14 protein-coding genes and 2 pseudogenes are annotated in these 18395 nt (G+C 62.1%); 11 read left to right on the top strand and 5 right to left on the bottom strand.

Features of this window, described 5'->3' with window-relative positions; all coding sequences use genetic code 11:
- Positions 1-549: 549 nt before the first annotated feature.
- A complete protein-coding gene (locus tag CG716_RS19560) occupies positions 550-5025 on the top strand; it encodes a beta strand repeat-containing protein (RefSeq protein ID WP_165774215.1) in 4476 nt (1491 codons plus the stop codon).
- A gap of 102 nt (positions 5026-5127) precedes the next feature.
- Positions 5128-6412 (top strand): annotated as a pseudogene (locus tag CG716_RS19555) (IS256 family transposase).
- Between the two features lie 77 nt (positions 6413-6489).
- Here CG716_RS19555 and CG716_RS19550 read toward each other — a convergent pair.
- From CG716_RS19550 to CG716_RS19535, 4 genes are read right to left on the bottom strand one after another with little or no spacing between them, the layout of a single operon-like run.
- Positions 6490-7041: a nuclear transport factor 2 family protein gene (locus tag CG716_RS19550; RefSeq protein WP_094482643.1), complete on the bottom strand. Its 552-nt coding sequence runs from the start codon at positions 7039-7041 to the stop codon at positions 6490-6492.
- Positions 7031-7912: an SDR family NAD(P)-dependent oxidoreductase gene (locus CG716_RS19545; protein WP_094482641.1), complete on the bottom strand. Its 882-nt coding sequence runs from the start codon at positions 7910-7912 to the stop codon at positions 7031-7033. The genes CG716_RS19550 and CG716_RS19545 overlap by 11 nt, the downstream gene beginning before the upstream one ends.
- Entirely contained in the window at positions 7909-8472 is a 564-nt protein-coding gene (locus tag CG716_RS19540) for a nuclear transport factor 2 family protein (RefSeq protein ID WP_094482639.1), read from the bottom strand. The genes CG716_RS19545 and CG716_RS19540 overlap by 4 nt, the downstream gene beginning before the upstream one ends.
- Entirely contained in the window at positions 8469-9050 is a 582-nt protein-coding gene (locus CG716_RS19535) for a TetR/AcrR family transcriptional regulator (RefSeq protein WP_094482637.1), read from the bottom strand. The genes CG716_RS19540 and CG716_RS19535 overlap by 4 nt, the downstream gene beginning before the upstream one ends.
- A 680-nt stretch (positions 9051-9730) precedes the next feature.
- Here CG716_RS19535 and CG716_RS31360 point away from each other — a divergent pair.
- The 4 genes from CG716_RS31360 (at position 9731) to CG716_RS19510 (ending at position 13503) form a co-directional block, all read left to right on the top strand.
- Complete coding sequence (locus CG716_RS31360; protein ID WP_420093209.1) at positions 9731-9892, top strand: helix-turn-helix domain-containing protein; 162 nt, start codon at positions 9731-9733, stop codon at positions 9890-9892.
- 87 nt (positions 9893-9979) lie between these two features.
- Positions 9980-10717, top strand: a complete 738-nt coding sequence (locus CG716_RS19525) for a DUF1889 family protein (protein WP_094482633.1) — start codon at positions 9980-9982, stop codon at positions 10715-10717.
- A gap of 220 nt (positions 10718-10937) precedes the next feature.
- The gene (locus tag CG716_RS19515; protein ID WP_094482629.1) at positions 10938-11435 is read left to right on the top strand and encodes an AAA family ATPase; all 498 of its coding nucleotides are present in this window, start codon (positions 10938-10940) and stop codon (positions 11433-11435) included.
- Positions 11436-11526: 91 nt separating this feature from the next.
- Positions 11527-13503, top strand: a complete 1977-nt coding sequence (locus CG716_RS19510) for an AAA family ATPase (RefSeq protein WP_133066982.1) — start codon at positions 11527-11529, stop codon at positions 13501-13503.
- A gap of 22 nt (positions 13504-13525) precedes the next feature.
- Here the strand turns inward: CG716_RS19510 and CG716_RS29920 are convergent, their stop codons facing one another.
- Complete coding sequence (locus CG716_RS29920) at positions 13526-14176, bottom strand: hypothetical protein (protein ID WP_133066981.1); 651 nt, start codon at positions 14174-14176, stop codon at positions 13526-13528.
- A 503-nt stretch (positions 14177-14679) separates the two neighbouring features.
- Between CG716_RS29920 and CG716_RS19505 the strand changes: the two genes are divergently transcribed.
- The 5 genes and pseudogenes from CG716_RS19505 to CG716_RS31355 form a co-directional block, all read left to right on the top strand.
- Positions 14680-15567 carry a sce7726 family protein gene (locus tag CG716_RS19505; protein WP_094482625.1) on the top strand — a complete coding sequence of 296 codons (888 nt, stop codon included), beginning with the start codon at positions 14680-14682 and terminating at the stop codon, positions 15565-15567.
- A 7-nt stretch (positions 15568-15574) separates the two neighbouring features.
- A complete protein-coding gene (locus tag CG716_RS19500; protein ID WP_094482623.1) occupies positions 15575-16525 on the top strand; it encodes a sce7725 family protein in 951 nt (316 codons plus the stop codon).
- Positions 16526-16778: 253 nt separating this feature from the next.
- Positions 16779-17393: an RES domain-containing protein gene (locus CG716_RS19495; protein WP_207760725.1), complete on the top strand. Its 615-nt coding sequence runs from the start codon at positions 16779-16781 to the stop codon at positions 17391-17393.
- A gap of 47 nt (positions 17394-17440) precedes the next feature.
- Complete coding sequence (locus CG716_RS30825) at positions 17441-17749, top strand: transposase (protein WP_133066980.1); 309 nt, start codon at positions 17441-17443, stop codon at positions 17747-17749.
- Positions 17750-17961: 212 nt separating this feature from the next.
- Positions 17962-18309, top strand: a pseudogene (locus CG716_RS31355) (DDE-type integrase/transposase/recombinase); the annotation flags it as partial.
- Positions 18310-18395 lie beyond the last annotated feature (86 nt).

Genomic DNA, 18395 nt, shown 5'->3' with positions numbered 1-18395 from the left:
AATATTTGGACCGGGGGGTTTGAGATGGCTGCTGGACGTTCGTCGTCAGGGTCGAGGCGGGGCAAGGGGAAGAACACCAGGCGTCGGCAGCCGTACGCGTGGTTGGGGGCTAGTGCGCTCACATTGGGTGTTGGCGCGACACTGGCCACCGGTTCAGGGGTCGCGTACGCCGATGGCACTGGGACGGGAGTATCAGCCCCGAGCCACACTGCCGGTAACGCTCCCTTGCCAGGACCCAGCGCGACGACCGTAGCGAGTGATGACCGATCCCCAATCCCGGCAACGACTTTCACCAAGACCCACAAGGCCAACGGCAATCGTGAACAGTCGACGGTGATCAGCGGCACCGACGCGACGGTGGCGGCTGGGACGAACGCAAGGCCGAGCAAATCTGCTGCAGCGCTGGGAGTCGCAACGCCTACTGGAGCGAACGCGGTGACCACCACCGCGAGTTCAGTGGAAGGGAATGCGTTAACGCGGCGGCTACCAGTCGAGACGCCGACGGCTGCGGTGGGCGACGCAATCGACTCGGCACACCCGGCGGCAACGGTGACTCCCCTCGCAGCGTCTAAGACCTCGCCGCTGCTGTCACTGCTGAAGGTATTCGCCACAGTTTTGTCGCTGTTTGGCGTGAACACTCAAAGTCCCACCGCGCCAGCCAATCCCATCAGTGCGTTGCTGTGGGGCGCGTTCCGGCAGACCGAGTCTTCCCTTGGCGTCAAACCGCCGGTGGCCGGGACCCCGACGGCTGGACCGCCAGATCCCACCACCGGGGCAGTGACCGGCACCCTAGGGTTCACCGACCCTGGGGGCCAGAGCTTGACGTATGCAGTGACCGGCAAGCCCACCCAGGGCGCGGTGAGCGTCGATGCCGCAGGTAACTTCACCTACACCCCGACCGCGACCGCGCGCTACGCGGCCACGGCGGGAACCACCGACACCTTCACCATCACCGCCAGCAACGGTGTGGCTTCAACGAGCGAAACCGTCATCGTGTCGGTCTCTCCGCTGGCCGACAAACCTGTGGCGGGCACCCCCACCGTCGGCACCCCCAATACCAGCACCGGGGTGGTCACCGGCGCCCTGAACTTCACCGACCCCGCCGGTAAAGCCCTGACCTACACCGTCACCACCGCCCCCGCCCAAGGCGCGGTCACTGTCACTGCCACCGGAACGTTCACCTACACCCCGACCGCGACGGCGCGCTATGCGGCGACCAACGCCACGACCGACACCTTCACCGTCACCGCTAGCGACGGAACGAACTCGACAACAGAAACCGTCACCGTCTCGGTGTCCCCACTGGCCGACAAACCCGTCGCCGGCACCCCCACCGTCGGCACCCCCAATGCCAGCACCGGGGTGGTGACCGGCGCCCTGAACTTCACCGACCCCGGCGCCAAATCCCTGACCTACACCGTCACCACCACACCCACCCAGGGCACGGTGAGCGTCGATGCCGCAGGCAACTTCACCTACACCCCCGCCGCGACGGCACGCTATGCGGCGACCAACGCCACGACCGACACCTTCACCGTTAGCGCCAGCGACGGAACGAACTCGACAACAGAAACCGTCACCGTGTCGGTGTCCCCACTGCCCGACAAACCCGTCGCCGGCACTCCCACCGTCGGCACTCCCGACGCCAACGGCATCGTCACCGGTGCCCTGAACTTCACCGACCCCGGCGCCAAAACCCTCACCTACACCGTCACCACCACACCCACCCAAGGCGCCGTCACCGTCAGCCCCACCGGAACGTTCACCTATACCCCCACCACCGCGGCGCGCCTGGCCGCTTCCCCCGGCACCACCGACACCTTCACCATCACCGCCAACGACGGCACCGCCACCACCACCGAAACCGTCACCGTGTCGGTGTCCCCACTGGCCGATACTCCGGTCGCAGGCACCCCGAGCATCATCAGCACTGAGCCCGCCACTGGGGAGGTCTACGGGGAACTGAACTTCACCGACACTGCTGGCAGCAGCCTGACCTATGCAGTGACCACCAACCCCACCGAGGGCTCGGTCACTTCCTACGGCGACCTATTCGTCTACGCCCCAACAGCACTCGCCCGCGACAATGCCACAAGCTCCACGACCGACACCTTCACCGTGACGGCGACCAACACCGCCGGCAAGACGGCCACGGAAACGGTCACAGTGTCGGTGATCCCCGATACCCCCATCGCAGCGACCCCCACCGTAGGTGCGCCCAACGCCACCACCGGCGTCGTCACCGGAACGCTGAACGTGACCGACCCCACCGGCGAAACGCTGACCTACGCCGTGAAATCCGGCCCCACACAGGGCACCGTCGCCGTGACAAGCGCAGGCCAATTCACTTACACCCCAACCGCACTGGCGCTATCAAAGGCAACCAGCACAAGCATCGACACCTTCACAATCAGCGCGACTAATACCAGCGGCCAGAGCGCCACCGAGACCGTGGCGGTGCCGATAGGCACGCAGAGCCAGGCTGTCCTGAACGCGATCGGCATCAACGGCGCCGCCGAGCAGATCGCCGTCGCACCCAACGGAAAATTTGCGTACGTTCTCAGCGAATCCTCCGAGAACTATTCCGCGGCAACTGGGTTCACGGTCACTTACACATTGTCCAAAGTCGACACCACGTCCTCCTCGCCCACCTTCGGCACCGTGGTCGCCACGACAGACTTGAGTTCGTTGGGCAGTTACATCAGCGGTTTGACCCTCAACTCCACCGGAACCCAACTGTATGTCGTCAGCGCCAATCAAGGCCTCCTGACGACGGGAACTCCAACTACGTATTCATCGCAGTTGACGGTAATCAACACCACCACAAGCGCCATCACCAACACCATCGGCCTCGGCGCCAACTTCCTGGCCAGCTCAGCGGTCGTCGAAGGAGCCAACCTCTACGTCGCAGGCGACGTAATAAACACCAACAGCACTACCGACACCCCCAGTTACGCCAACGCCGCGGTGCAGGTATTCAACACCACCAGCAACAGCCTCGTCACGACCATCACCATTCCCACCGCCAACAGCGACAGCGCATTGCTCACCGGCTTTACTGCTACACCCGACGGCACCCGCTTGTACGCCGCCACACTGAATTTCAGTTCCACCGGCCTTACCACGGGCGCCCTGTCAGAAACGGTCTCGGTGATCTCACCTACTACAAACACGATCACCAACACGTTCACTCTCGCCAACAGCAACTCCGGCACCGTCGACGGCATCCTCAATCTGCTGGGCACTGGGAATTTCGTCGCCGACAACAGCCACCTCTACACCCTGAGCAGCGATACCAGCGGCAACAGCGCGGTCACAGTGCTCAACACCGACGGCACCGTCGCGGGCACCATCGCCCTGCCCACGGGGCTGACGCCCACATCACAGACCCTCAGCCCCGACGGCACAACGCTCTACGTCGCGGTAAACAACAGTTCTGCGACCACCAACAGCAGTGAAGTGTTGGTGATCAACACCGCGACCGACACCATCACCGACGCCATCGTCGACAACACCACCAGCGGCCAGGAAACAGCGACGACCATCGCGGCGACCGCCGACGGAACGACCCTCTATATCGCCAACGCGGGAACGGCATCTACCTACTCCAGCAGCGGCATCACGTACAGCGCGTACGGCAATCTCACAATGGTCGGCCTCGGATCGACCCAGATCCCTGTCGGCAACGGCGGCGCATATGACGTGCCGACCGATGCCACCTCCACGGTCGGGGCTCAAAACCCGACCACCGGCGTGGTCACCGGCGCCGTCAGCTTCGTCGATCCTGCGGCCAAACCCCTCACCTACACAGTCACCACCAACGGCACCGAAGGCAGCGCAACCGTCACCAGCTCCGGGGCGTTCACGTACACCCCCGACACCGCGACCACCACAACCACCGACACATTCACCGTGACCGCAACCAACGCCGCCGGCAAGACCGCCACGGAAATCGTCACCGTGCCCGTCAGGGTAACCGACACACCGGTCGCCGGAACGCCCACCGTCGGCACCCCGAACGCGACGACAGGGGTCGTCACCGGCACCCTGAACTTCACCGACCCCGCCGGAAGCCCGTTGACATACACGGTGAGCAGCAACGGCAGCCAAGGCACGGCGGTCGTCGCCAGCACCGGGACGTTCACCTACATCTCTAGCGGAAACACGACGGCTTCCACCGACACGTTCACCGTCACCGCCACCAATGCCTTCGGCAATAGTGCGACCGAGTCCGTGACGGTACCGGTTTCCAGCGTCACTGGGACCACGACGTTCAGCAACGACGGCACCTACGCCCTGGTGAGCAGGTACGTCGGCGGCACCCCCAACAACACGACCTACTACGCCCTGATCAACACCACCACCGGTACCCAAGTCGGTAGCACCATCACCATCACCGGCCAGGTCGACGACAACTTCAACCCCACCTTCAGTCCCGACAACAGCAATGTCCTGATCGGCACTTGGAGCACCAACGGGGCCATCAGCGGCGACACCAACACCACCACCTACACCGTCTTGAGCACCACCACCGGCGCGGTGACCGCCACCATCAACCTCGACGGCGCCTCGGCCGGTCCTCCCACCTTCAGCACCAACGACACCTACGCCCTGCTCAGCAGCTACGTCGGCGCCACCACCAACAACACCACCCGCTACGTCCTGATCAACACCCTCACCGGCGCCCAAATCGGCACCACGTTGAACATCACCGGCCAGGTAGATGACAACTTCAACCCCACCTTCAGCACCGACAACAGCCACGTCCTGATCGGCACCTGGAGCAACAGCGGCGAGACCAACACCACCACATACACCGTCTTGAGCACCACCACCGGCGCGGTGACCGCCACCGTCAACCTCACTGGCGCCTCCGCCGGTCCTCCCACCTTCAGCGGCGACGGCACCTACGCCTTGGTCACCAGCTACGTCGGCAGCACCATCTATTACGCGCTGATCGACCTCCTCACCGGCACCCAGTTCGGTACCACCACCACAACACCTTTGCAGTGGCCTGACGCCTAACCGTTGACCCGTGTGGCCAGTTCGCGAGCTCGATCGGGACTGTGGAAATAACGGTGTTTCCGGCACTGACACGTTGAGCGATGCTCGGCGAGAAAGGTCGCCGTGATGACGACACTGGAAGATGTGGCGAAGAAGAAGGCGGTTGAGCAGTCCGCCGAGCAGAAGGCTGCGGTCGAGCTGGTCCGACTGGCCCAAGAGCAGGGCCTGTCCCTGACCGGGCCCGATGGGCTGCTCAAACAGTTGACCAAGACGGTGCTCGAGACCGCTCTCAACGAGGAGATGACCGAGCACCTGGGCTATGAGAAGCACGATCCGCCCGAGGCGGGGTCGGGCAACGTCCGCAACGGCACCCGGACCAAGACCGTGCTGACCGACACCACCGGCCCGGTCGAACTCGACGTGCCCCGGGATCGGGCATCGACGTTCGAGCCGCAGATCGTCAAGAAACGCCAACGCCGGCTCTCCGGTGTCGACGAGGTCGTGCTGTCGTTGTACGCCAAAGGACTTACCACCGGGGAGATTTCAGCGCACTTCGCCGAAATCTACGGGGCGTCGGTGTCCAAGGAGACAATCAGCCGGATCACCGACAAGGTGATCGAGGAGATGAATGAGTGGACAGTACGGCCGCTCGATCAGACCTACGCCGCCATCTTCATCGACGCGATCTCCGGTGTTGGTCCGCGATGGTCAGGTCGCCAACCGGCCGTTCTACGCGGCCATCGGGGTCACCCTGGCCGGGGAACGCGACATCCTCGGATTGTGGGCCGGCACCGGTGGGGAGGGCGCGAAGTTCTGGATGAGCGTGCTCACTGATCTGCGTAACCGCGGCGTCAAGGAGACCTTCTTCGTCGTCTGCGACGGGCTCAAGGGACTGCCCGAGGTGGTCGGCAACGTGTGGTCGGCCGCGATCGTTCAGACCTGCATCATTCACTTGCTGCGCAACACATTTCGCCTTACATCCCGCAAGTATTGGGACGAGATCAAGCGTGATGTGAAGCCGATCTACACCGCGGTCAACGCTACCGCGGCCCGCACGGCGTTCGACGAGGTGGCCGAGAAATGGGGGCAACGCTACCCGGCGGTGATCCGATTGTGGGACAACGCCTGGGCGGAGTTCATCCCGTTCCTGGACTACGACGTGGAGATCCGGCGGGTCATCTGTAGCACCAATGCGATCGAATCGCTCAACGCCCGCTACCGCCGCGCGATCAAGGCCCGCGGACACTTCCCATCGGAGCAGGCCGCGCTCAAGTGCCTCTACCTGGTCACGCGATCACTGGACCCAACCGGTGTCGGCAGGGCACGATGGACGATGCGGTGGAAACCTGCCCTGAACGCGTTCGCAATCACCTTCGGCGACCGATTCCCGGCAGCCGAAACCTACTGATGAAAACCGCCGGAAACACCGTTAACGAGATAGTCCCGCTCGATCGACAGGTCAGCATTCGCCCTAGCCGGCCGGTGTTAAGCGAGTGGGTTGTAGGGTCGCCGGTGGTTGACCAGAGGGCGGGTGTAGGACGGGTCGGTATGGTCACGGGCGGATAAGCCGTTCGCCGCGATGTCGGGGACGTGGGCGAACGGGATGGGCATCGTTGGCAGCGTTCCCGAACATTCAATGACATTGGTGCGCAGTGTGATTCGCCATTCTCCAGTCCGACGCTCGAGCCGGTCGAGGTAGCGACCACCAGCCAGCCAGTTGGATTCGTCGCGGTTTCGGGCAGCGAACAGATAGTAGGTCTCGGTGTGCGCGGCGTGGCCGTCGATGTCGCACGTGTGGTTGAGCAGCAGGTGTTGGGTGGCAATCTGACCCTGCTCATGCAGGCTACGGGCCCAGTCGTAGAGCTCGGTTGGGCTGCCGACGAAATCGCCGGCGGCGACGATAGCGTCGGGGTGGAAGGCGGACAAGAACACGTTGCGGTCGAAGCGGTCCACACCGCGGCTGAACCGGGTTAGGCAGTCGCTGATGTCCTGTCGGTCGGCAAGTCTTTCGAGTCGGGCACGTCGTTCAGCATCCATGGCAGGCCTTCGAGACAGGTCTCCAGATAGGTGATCCGCGTTGGGCCCGCAGCGACGGGATGACCCGGCCGTCAATGTCGGTGATGCCGTATTTTCCAGCCAGTTCGGCGGTGATGAAGGTGCCCCCGGACAGGGTCATCAACTCGGGATCGGTGGCCAGCGCGGCGATCACCCGACCAGGAAATTCCGGCGAGCAGCCGACCGCCGGGGCGGTGACGATGGACTCCGTCATCTCCGGCTGCGCCGCAAGATTGCGTTGCGCCCGTTCGGTCATCGTCAGCCCCTGCCACAGCGAGACCGACGCGACGTGGTGCGGTTGCAGTTCGATCGCCATATCGCGAGCCATCCGGTCCACCGCGGCCTTGCTCATCCCAAACACCACCCCGTAGGTGTAGGTAACTCCGACGTAGCCCGAGGTGGCAACGATCAGTCCCGACCGCTGCGGGACCATGATCTGCGCTGCGCGACGGGCGGCGGTGAAGTTGGACCGCACTCCGACATCGACCATCTGCCAATAGGATATCGGCTTGTCCCAGAACGGCTTTCCATCGGTGAGGTCCTCCGGCAGCGCAAACGCGTTATTCACCAGGATGTCGAGCCGGCCCGCCTCGTCGGCCACCCGGTCAAACAGGGAGTCGACCGCAGCGTCGTCAGCGTGGTCCACCGTGACCGGGATGCCGATCCCGCCGCGGGCGCTGACCTCGGCAGCGGTCTGCCCGACCGTCCCGGGGAGTTCGTGGCGACCGGAATCCGCTGTGCGGCCGGTGATGTAGACGGTGGCTCCGAGCTCTCCCAGCGCGAGAGCAATCCCCTTCCCGATCCCGCGGCTGGCGCCGGTGACGATCACGACCTTGCCGGACAACGTAATCACGTGTCAGCCCTCCACGGGTCGCCCAGGAGGTGTTCGCTGGGATCGTGGTGTGCACGCCCGACGTAGTGGTCCTGGTCGAACGGCATTCCCATCAGTCCGGCCGCCCAGCATGTCGCCTGGCCGAGGTCGTGGCACCAGTCGTAGAGCATGGTGCGATGCGCAATCCGCCACTCGTCGCCGATTTTGTCCATCCAGTCGATGTACCGTCCGCCGATAACGGTGTCGCGCTCACCTTCTGGGGCCGTCACCCGGTGATAGGCCAGTACCGGGGTCTCGACGATAGCGGTGTCGGGGTGCAGGTCGATGAGGTGTTGGCCGAGCACATGTTGGGTGACTGGAATATCGGGAGATCCCGGGACCACCCAGGCTAGGTATTCGTCGAAGGTGCCAGTGAAGATTCCGAGATCCACGACGGCGGTAGGCCAGTATGCGCAGGTGATGAGTTCAGCGTTACGGCGGTCTTCGCCGCGCGCCAACCGAGCCAGACAGTCCCGGATCTTTTCCCTGTCAAGCAGTTCGGTAAGGATGTGGGAGCTGGCACTCGCCTCCGGGTCCGTCATCGTGTGATTGCCGGAAGCCCGAGTATGCGCCGGCCGGCATCGATGAGGTGTAAGCGCAACCGTTCGCCGTCGAGATCCTGCGGCGCGGCCGATGCTGCCGCGGCCAGGCCGGTGAGCACGATGGTGGCGTCGAGCCGTCCGTGCTCTCCACGATCAGCGCCGGCCAGCAGCGCAAGCTGGCGGTCGATCAGCACTGACCAGTCCGGTTGTTCGCGCAACACCGCGCGAACGCTGGGGTCGAAGGTGGTGATGGCCGCGAGCGCGCGATGGCGCACGACGATTCCGGCGTACCCGATGAGCATCGTCTCCGTTCGAACCTGAACGCGCTTCTTCTTTTCCGCTGCGTCCACGACGTCGGCGATCTCGGTGAATATCGGTGCCATCAGCGCCAACAGCAGATCGTCACGTGTGCGGAAGTGGTAATAGATCGCTGCCTTGGTGAGGGCCAAATCGTCAGCGATCATCTGCAGTGACGTACCGGCGAAGCTGTACTGCCCGAAGAGTGCGATTGCCGCGTCAAGAACACGCCGCCTAGTGCTGGCGGGCCAGGTCGGTGGCACGTGAATTGCTGTGGTCATCAAGCCTGCTCTCCCGAAGTCTGCGGACTGACGTTGCACGTCGCGCGGTCCCACCGATATCCGCCACGTCCATCTTGGGGCTTTACTTTACGAATGGCAAGGATTTACCTTACGAACAGTTATCCATTACTTTCCGAACGGCAAGAATGCCTAAATCGCAGGTGAGGATCTCCTGAAGTTACAGCGCGCCAATCAATTTCGTCTCTCACATAGGAGAAGGTTGCCTCGGTGCGACGCGGCTCAAGCGCGGCCGGGATGCGCTGACACCGGCCTGAATGGGGCACGGTGATTGAGCGTTTGAATTGCTCGTTGGTGACATACCCGGGCCGGTCGTTGTTTTGCGACCGGCCACGAAGTCCTGGATAGCGACGTGAGTCATGGCGGTGGTGACGGTGACGCCGTGCCGATTTTTGACCACTGGGGGAGAAACGTCGGCGGGCTGGATGCGTTGCCTGGGTTGATCCCATCCCTGGATCCAACCTGTGCCAGCGGCGACGATCGAGATTCGACCGACAGGGCGGGCGGCCCAGGGGCCGCTGGTACAGCCTTTGACCAGCGTGGCCCTTAGTCAGTTCAATCCGAACAAATTGTTGACCGGCGCCCAAGATGGGGCTCGTGAGGCCGACGGCTCGCCAGCTCTTGCGTCTCCGCCAAAACGTCGGCAGCGCATCACGGCTCGGATGCGCGCGCAGGTCGTTGAAGCCTATGAAGCCGGACAGGAGACCCGGGAAGTCGCCGAGAAATTTGGTATTGGACGAACAACGGTGCTGAAGATACTGAAGCAAGCTGGATTGAAGGCCCGGACGCAGCCTCGGAAGCACCAGAGCCCGCGGTCACGATGACCGAGCACGGCCGCTAAGGCACTTCCACCAGAATTGTCGGCGCTGGCAATTAACGTGGTGCTCCCTGGGACGAGGTAGGAGCGGTCGATGTTCGATGATGAGGTGGACTATCCCACCGCAGTGGCTAGCTACGACGACGATGGTGTGACTGAAGCCATCCGCTGGTGCTCGTCTCACATGGAGATGGGCGACACCCTCACCGTGTGGACCAAGCTGAAGTCCAACCTGCGTAACTGCAACGCGCTGGACCGACTTGTCAGCCGCCACTCGGACGTCGATCACGTGACCGGCAGAGGTGGGGCATACGTGAGCGCTCACGGCCCCGTGCTAATGGCCTGGCCGAATATGGATGACATCGGCGAGCTGGTCCGATTCAGCAGCCACATGATTCGGGGGCTGTGTGTCATCACTTGGAATGCCGACCGAATTCGGCCGTGGGTGTCGCAGATGCGACCGGACATCCTCGGCGACGGCTCGGAGTGGGAGGACCGCACTCCGGATTTGGACCCTGTGGTGATCGAGGCTATGGAGAGCCTCACGCTGACGATCAACCACAACAACACCATCACGGCGGGCTACGAGAAGGACGACGTTGTGAGTGTGCTCCTTGCACTGCACGATGCCGGCATCCCGATGGATGGAGACATGATGCAGGGATGGGCGCTTGCCCACGGCTGGTCCGGCAAAAACCCAGCACTACTAGCCAAATACGTCGAGGAGATCAACGGTGGCAAGCGTCCTCGGTGTAGCCGAGTGATCCGCTCCGACTACATCGACCACCTACGGGAGCGGGTTGCCGCGGGCGGCAAGGACGGCCAGGAATGACTATGTCCTTCCGTCGCCGTACGTGTCATCCGTTGCCCGGATGGAGGGCTGGGAGTGAGTGATCTAGTTCCGAATCTCGATGACCTGCGCGGACAACTGCCAACCGATGGCACCGCGCAGGACGCCCATGAATTCGTTGCCGAGCTAGCGATAATCGCATCTGCCGAAGACGTGGGCCCGAAGATCGACACACTTGTGGATCGATGGCTGGAGGTCTCCAATGACCCGAGGGGCTGACGCCGACACAGGTGACCCGGTACGGATCCTCTGCCTGCGCATCCGAGGGTTCCGGTGCTACGGCACTGAGGCGCGAGAGATGGACCTCGACGCACCTCTTGCCGTCGTCAAAGGCGACAACAGCCAGGGCAAAACTGCGACCGCCGAAGCGCTGGAGTTCCTCTTCACCGGATGCAGCAGTCGCAGGGATCTCTTCGGTGGGGCAAAGGCGGAGTACGACCGGATGCTCGGCAACGTCCACCTGCCGAAGGGTGATACCGATGTCTGGGTAGAGGCCGACATACGGTGTGCCGATGGTCTCGTGCGGACGGTGCGGCGGGTGCTCACAGCCGACTACTCACCGTCCACCGATTGTGCGAGTGAACTGACCGTCGACGGTCAGCGGGCAGCTGACCTCAGCGAGCTTGGCATTCCCTTTGGGGACCCGCCGCTCGCTGCGCCCGTGCTGTTGCAACACAACCTGCGCTACGTTTTCAACTGAACCAAACAAGCGGGCGGCATACTTCCGATCGCTGCTTGACCTCACCGATCTCGACATCGTGCGAAGTGCCGTAACCCGGGCGAAGGAGCGAGTGGCGAGTCTTGCGCCACTCGCGAGAGTCACCACCCTGTCCGCGCTGGGTGAGCGTGCCCAGGGCAACGAGGCTGCATTGGCGTCGGTCAAGAAGGCCGCCAAGGCTGATGACCAGCAGACGCTGACAAAAGCTCTCGTTGCTGCGGCCGCTGCTCTGAATCCCGCGGTGACCGGTACATCGGTCGAAGATGCGATCACTGGCCTGCGAAGGGCCATCGCTCAGGCAGAGGAGCGGGTCTTCCCCATTGGTGCGCTCACCCCAGACCTTGGTCGGCTGCCCACGTCCGTCGATGCCGAAGGATTGTTGCGCAGCGTCACCTCTTACCTCGAGCGACTCAGGGCGGTGGACGCTGAGGCAGCGCGGCTCACCCCCATCTTTGCTGCCGTCCTGAACCACCAGCACTTTGCGGACCTTGAGGAATTGACGCCGTGCCCCGTTTGTGCCAACGGTTCACTGGGTCCGGACCGCTTCGCGCAGATCCGCGAGCAGCTGGCTGCATCGTCGGATGTCCAGGAAGCAGCTCGGATAGTCATCGAGCAGCTGAACGCTGCCCTTGCCGCCGTCGACCACGTCGGCACAGAACTGAGCTCCGTTCTGCCGGAAGCTCAGCATTGGCAGGATCAGCGGTGGGCTGAGGTGTCGGCCCACCGCGACGTTCTCAATGCGGGCGAGCTCAACGATGGACCGGCTCTTGACTCCAGCGACTCAGCACGTGGGTATGTCGTGCGAGCTGGGACCGGAATGCGTCAGCTCAGAGAGACCCGGACGCAGATCAAAAGCGTGCTGGACGCTGCCGCGCGCAAGGTCGAGGAACGTGTGGAGATCCAGGACGATTTCTCGCCGCTCCTTAGACTGGTCAATGACTGCGTAGCCGTTGTAGCGAGGGAGTTGCATGGGCTGAAGAAGCTGGTCGACGAGTTGCACGTGGAGCTTGGCGAGAAGCTGCAAACCGCGATATTGCCAGTTGGGACGCGGGAAGTGCTCGATCTCCTCGAACATCGCGACGACCTGCTCCACGAGCTGCGAGTGCAGGCTCAGCGTAAGAAGGTCAAGCAGCGTGTGGATGCAGTTGGCCGGGCGGTCCAGAAAGCAGAGGAGGCGCTCCTCGATGACCGATTCGCGAGAATGGGCGCTGAGATCGGCCGATGGTGGGCGACGCTGCGTCCCGACGAACTGGTGCGATTTGGCGGCGTCGACCGGCGCGCATCTGGTCGACGCTTTGTAAACCTCACGGCGAAGCTCGCAGTGTCGGAGGAAGCAACGCCGCAAGTGCGAGACGCCGTCGGTGTGTTCAGCGACAGCCAGCTCAACGCGCTTGGGCTGGCGGCGTTCCTCGCGCGGCAACAGCTTCTCGGCAGTCCGTTCGTGATTCTTGATGACCCGCTGCCGGGCTACGACCCCGACCACCAGGTCACGTTCGCCGCCAATACCGTCGGCACGCTCCTTGACGACGGTGTACAGGTGATCCTGCTGACTCACGATCCAAAGGTCGACGTTGAGGTCGTAGGACGACATCAGCACCGCGAGCCACTGCACTATCGGGTTGAGTTGCCGCCTGGTCTGGAAGGCAGCCAGATCACCAACCAGGACGACTTCGTTGGTCGCAAGTTATCCGAGGCCAAGGCGCATCTGACCAACACGACCGTCGAGGGCCGTAAGGCCGCGACCACTTCACTCCGCGATGCAGCCGAGCGTCTGGGTAAGCAGATCGATGCGGCAGCACGGACGGCCAACGGGACTCCGACGACCGTGGCGTCTCTCGGCAGGAGGATGCTCGGCGACCTCATTCCAGAGATCACCCCACATACTCAGTCCGAGGATGAGGCCGGAAAGTGGCAGTCAATCAAACGGATTCTCAACCCAGGAGCACACGACGACGAAGCTGCGTCAACTCAGTCGCTCGGCGTAGCAATCGGGGACCTCAAGAAGATCCGCCAGAACCACGAGACGGGCTGGGGAGGATTGCCCAGGTGATCGTCCAGCGCTCTGGATGCCGTCAATCACCACGCGCCCCGAACTGGTCAAAGCCACGGGCGGGTGGTCCAACGGGCTTAGAATCGCCCTGGTCGAGGCCGTTGGCTAGGGGGCACATAGATGCGCTTGAGTTCCTCGTCAGCGTTCTGCCCGTCGATTCCGAGCGCCACGAGGTAGCCGGCGGCGAATTGGTAACTGATACCGGCCGCGAGCAACTTGTCGATCGGCGGGAAGTACTTGAGCCTGAAGTAGCTTTCGCGATGCCGACCGTAGCCTCGTAGCCCGCATCCCGTAGGTCGACAAGGGCGGCATGGACCTCGGCCGAGACGCTCGGCGTTGGCGCTCCTGTAGTGAGGTTGATCGCGTTTGCCGCAGCAGCCCAACCAGCCATTTCATCGGGAAAAAACTCGATCACACCGAGTGGCTGGCCCTGCGCCAACCTCACGGCGTCGGCCAATCGTTCGATGTCCGGGTAGTACGCGAGCGCCGGTCCACCCGGTGCGCCAGGCGTCCCCCGGCCACTGTGGAGATTGTCGTTCGACGCGAACGCCTGCACAGCTTCGTCTGCCATGTCGAGGTGGCCCTTCGACGGAACTACCGTCACGCGCCGGTCAAGTGTCTTCAGCGATTCTTCCGACAGCCACTCGACAATCTGGCCTTGGTCGGAGGCCATCGGTATCCACGCTGTGGCCGTCGGCGGCGTAAGGGGTCTGATTGGCACCGCGCCATCATTCCAGCTGTGAACGGACACCACTGCGGGATGAGCTGATGAACATTCGCCATCGCAAGGCAACCCGGGACGCCCTCAATGGAATCTTTTCCGACGACAACCTGGGAACTGCGGATTAAAAGTCCGTAGGTTCGCGCGGATCCAAGAGCCAGCGAAGCTGTCGAGCCAATTACGATCCATTGCTTGATTGGCCCTCGCCGAGTGTAAATTGAGTAGGTCACTACGCGTGACTTAAAACTCGCAAGGTGCATCGTCTCCAACATATCGCGACTCTTTGTCGTTTTGGTTAGTTGGCGAAGCCAAGCTTCATAATGAAGCATGATTTGCAGACGCGAGTAACAACTCCACACCGGTTTCTCCGTACCGAAGTCCTAGGGAAGAAGACAAGGTAGACTATAGGAATACCCCGGCGAGTATTATGCGACCAGCAAGGAAGGCGGCGATCAGTGAAGCTCAGCAAGACCGAGCTGGCGGCCGTCTCTCGCCTTTTTTCCGCGTCTGTTTTTCGCGAGTTAGGAAGCACGGGCCAATCTCCACTATTTTCTCGACTCGTCGCGCAAACCAAGTTGGTTGATCGCATAGCGCATGATTTGACCGTCGGCAGTGCGTTCGATTGCGCCTTCGACTTACTGAAAGAATCAGGCAGTCGTGACGAGTATGTCTACCGCTCGGCGATCACACAAAAGATCGTTCTCGGACGTCATTCCCTGCGTACGGCGGCAGTCCTCAGTGAAGCGCGAGCCGGTCTGTGCAAAGCCGATGTCGTAGTACTCAATGGCACGTCTACTGCCTACGAAATCAAGTCCGAGCGAGATTCTCTCAGTCGCTTACGGAACCAACTGGAGAGCTACCGCAAGGTATTCGCTGCGGTGAACGTGGTGGTAAGCGACGTCCATCTCGATGATGTGCTGTCGGTCGCGCCGGCCGATGTTGGCGTGCTCGTCCTGTCGCGACGATTCACATTGCAGACGGAACGCGAAGCATTGAATGATCCGCACCGCATATCCCCACTCGTGGTGCTTGAGAGTCTGCGCTCGTCTGAAGCTATCTCAATACTCAAGTCGCTGGGCATTGATGTACCACAAGTACCGAATACTCTGCTCCGTACCGAGCTGCACCGTTTATTTGCCGATCTTGAGCCCGCGATAGTCCATGATCAGATGGTCTCAACTCTGAAGCGAACGCGGTCCCAATCCTCGATGCTCGATTTTGTTCAGTCTGTTCCCGCGTCGCTGAGGGCATCAGCGCTTTCAATCCGAATAGTTGCGGCGGATCGTGTCCGGATATCAGATGCCGTAAATACGCCACTTAATGTGGCCCTTGCGTGGAAATGAGCGGAGCATGTATCACCCGTACTTCCGAGGCAAACAATTCGAACTTATCGCGATTCGAGAGTCTGCTGAATTGATTGCCTCTGCGGGATTCACTCCGATAATCGAGCCGGTGCGCGAGGCACTAGGCGGCCTGGAAAGGACACTCGGGTCACTTGTTGCAGCGGGAGCGCAGGCCATCGTCGTGGTGAATCCACGCCACGGACACCATCGAGGTAACGGTGACAGCATCGCAGCCTTGCTCGAACGTGACTACCGTGACAACGACGCGATCGGGGCGGGCATTCTCCTTCGGAGCGACACAACCCTCCCGGATGCCGCGGGGCTCCTATCGACACATCCCGGCAATGAGGTCGCAGTCCTACACGCGGGGTTTACCGATGCGCGCGGTATCGCAGAAGCGCTTGACGGACGGATGGAACACGTTAGGAATGTGTTCATCGATGGCGAAGCGAGCCGGCTGTATCGCAGACATTTCGCTGACAGCACAAGAATTCTCATTCGTGATGGGTTCGAACGCCAAAGAAACGCTGACTACGGTGAGGTAGACAGCTTCTCGGATCTCCACATCACGTATACCGAAGAAGGTATGGATGGATACGGCGACTTTCTCACTGTGGGCGATGTATTCAGCGAGAATGGCGGTCCGGCGTATGCCGTCGCAATCCACCTGACGTTCATCGATCCGGCCCAGGATGACGCGATGTTCGTCTATCACTTCGTGTCGGACACGAACGACACGCCGACGGACCCCGCAGGCAAGTTTGCGCAAGCGTTAGCGAAGCTGATTCGGAGACTGGACAGTGGCCGATCGAATCTCCTTGAGACTAGGGCGATCACGGAGTTCCGGGATCTCCATGCGCGGGGACATTTCCCCGGTCTTGGACACGTCAAGAAGCTCTCGATGATTCATCACCTGGAAACGCTCGCCAACTTCCACGGCCAAAGGCCCAATGCCTGACAAGCGCTGTTGCTCAGAGTGTTTCGGCGATCCGGGGTTACGCAACAGCATCATCCCTAGCCTTGCGGATGCTGATGCACCCGATGCAATCGGGACATGTGACTACTGCGGTACGCAATCTGCGCGACTGGTTGCGCCGCTTCTCCTCCGTGAATCGTTCGAGATCATTCTAGACGCCTACGAAGTCAGTGACGATGGCCGCCCCCTGGTCCAATGGCTCCGCGACGATTGGCGACTTTTTGGACATCGCGCAATGGACGACGCCCACGCAAAGGAACTGCTCGCCGACGTTCTCGATAACGGTGAGATCGTCCGCAAGTCGTTCCGCCCCTCTGACCAATACGAGAGCGAAAGCCTCAGGCGGTGGAGTGATTTGCGCGACGAGATGATGCATCGAAACCGTTGGTTCCTCAACGAGCCGATCGACCTGGATCGTCTACGACAGCTGCTCGATATGCTCATTGCGCCGGCCGAGGACATACCACGCAGGTGGTATCGCTCGCGGCTCCTCGCGGATGTAAAGCCCTATGCGCTCGAAGAAATGGGTGCACCGCCGCACCGCCTGGCAGGACACGGCCGCGCAAACCCCGCCGGCATCCCCTACCTGTACCTTGGGTCCGAGGCAGAGACTGCTGTCGCCGAAACCCGGCCCCACACTGGAGAACATGCCTGTGTGGCGACGTTCGACATCCCTGCCATTCGAGCGGTGGATCTCCGTGATCCGCGGGGACAGATCTCCCCATTCATACTTTCGGATGCTGAGGAAGTGAGCCAACTCCGGGCCGACCTACCGTTGCTTGAACGTCTCGGCGATGAACTGACGAAGCCCGTATTACCCCGCGGTGGGGTCTGCTGCATGAATAGGTGACATCTGAGTTGGCTTGCCCGTGATGGGTGGGCTGGAAGGATGTCCTTGTGCCCAGGCCCTACCCCCGTGAGTTCCGTGACGACGTCGTCCGGGTTGCGCGCAACCGCGACGACGGTGTGACGATCGAACAGATCGCTACCGATTTCGGTGTCCACCCGATGACGCTGACCAAGTGGATGCGCCAAGCCGATATCGACGACGGCACCAAGCCCGGCAAGAGCACCAGTGATTCTGCGGAGTTGCACGAGCTGCGACGCCGAAACCGGTTGCTGGAGCAGGAGAATGAAGTCCTCCGCCGGGCAGCTGCCTATCTGTCGCAGGCTAATCTGCCGGGAAAAGGCTCTACCCGCTCGTGAACGAGCTCGCCGCTGACGGGATCCCCGTGGCGGTGACGTGCCGGGTACTCAAGCTCGCCCGCCAGCCCTACTACCGCTGGCGCGCCAACCCCATCGCAGACGCCGAGATCATCGAGGCCTACCGGGCCAACGCCTTGTTCGACGCCCACCACGAGGATCCAGAATTCGGCTACCGATACCTGGTCGAGGAGGCCCGCGATGTCGGTGAGGTGATGGCCGAGCGCACCGGCTGGCGGATCTGCACCGAGAACAAGTGGTGGAGTGCTTTCGGCAAGCGCAAACGCGGCAAGAACTGCAAGGTTGGTCCGCCGGTGCACGACGATCTCGTCGAGCGCGACTTCACCGCGGATGAGCCGAATCAGTTGTGGCTTAGCGATATTACCGAGCACCGCACCGGCGAGGGCAAGCTCTACCTCTGTGCGATCAAGGACGTGTTCTCCAACCGCATCGTGGGGTATTCGATCGATTCCCGGATGAAGTCCCGGTTGGCTACGACCGCGCTCAGTAGTGCGGTGGCACGACGCGGCGAGGTGGCCGGTTGCATTCTGCACAGCGACCGCGGCAGCCAAGGCGGATTCAATCGGTTGTCGCAACACCGGCTTGTTGGAGCAAGAGTAACTGGTCGTTGAAGGCCTCAGCCGGGGTC

This window comes from Mycolicibacterium sphagni, from assembly GCF_002250655.1.
Classification (GTDB): Bacteria; Actinomycetota; Actinomycetes; order Mycobacteriales; family Mycobacteriaceae; genus Mycobacterium; species Mycobacterium sphagni.
Note: the sequence above shows the minus strand (reverse complement) of the source record. Positions and strands in the feature narration are given on the sequence as shown.

What these genes read in the sequence shown, in the direction of transcription:
- CG716_RS31360 (WP_420093209.1), top strand. Translation starts at nt 9,731, where the DNA reads ATGCGCGCGCAGGTCGTTGAAGCCTATGAAGCCGGACAGGAGACCCGG.
- CG716_RS19540 (WP_094482639.1), bottom strand. Translation starts at nt 8,472, where the DNA reads ATGACGGACCCGGAGGCGAGTGCCAGCTCCCACATCCTTACCGAACTG.
- CG716_RS19525 (WP_094482633.1), top strand. Translation starts at nt 9,980, where the DNA reads ATGTTCGATGATGAGGTGGACTATCCCACCGCAGTGGCTAGCTACGAC.
- CG716_RS19495 (WP_207760725.1), top strand. Translation starts at nt 16,779, where the DNA reads ATGGACGACGCCCACGCAAAGGAACTGCTCGCCGACGTTCTCGATAAC.
- CG716_RS19500 (WP_094482623.1), top strand. Translation starts at nt 15,575, where the DNA reads ATGTATCACCCGTACTTCCGAGGCAAACAATTCGAACTTATCGCGATT.
- CG716_RS19515 (WP_094482629.1), top strand. Translation starts at nt 10,938, where the DNA reads ATGACCCGAGGGGCTGACGCCGACACAGGTGACCCGGTACGGATCCTC.
- CG716_RS19550 (WP_094482643.1), bottom strand. Translation starts at nt 7,041, where the DNA reads ATGGATGCTGAACGACGTGCCCGACTCGAAAGACTTGCCGACCGACAG.
- CG716_RS29920 (WP_133066981.1), bottom strand. Translation starts at nt 14,176, where the DNA reads ATGGCCTCCGACCAAGGCCAGATTGTCGAGTGGCTGTCGGAAGAATCG.
- CG716_RS19535 (WP_094482637.1), bottom strand. Translation starts at nt 9,050, where the DNA reads ATGACCACAGCAATTCACGTGCCACCGACCTGGCCCGCCAGCACTAGG.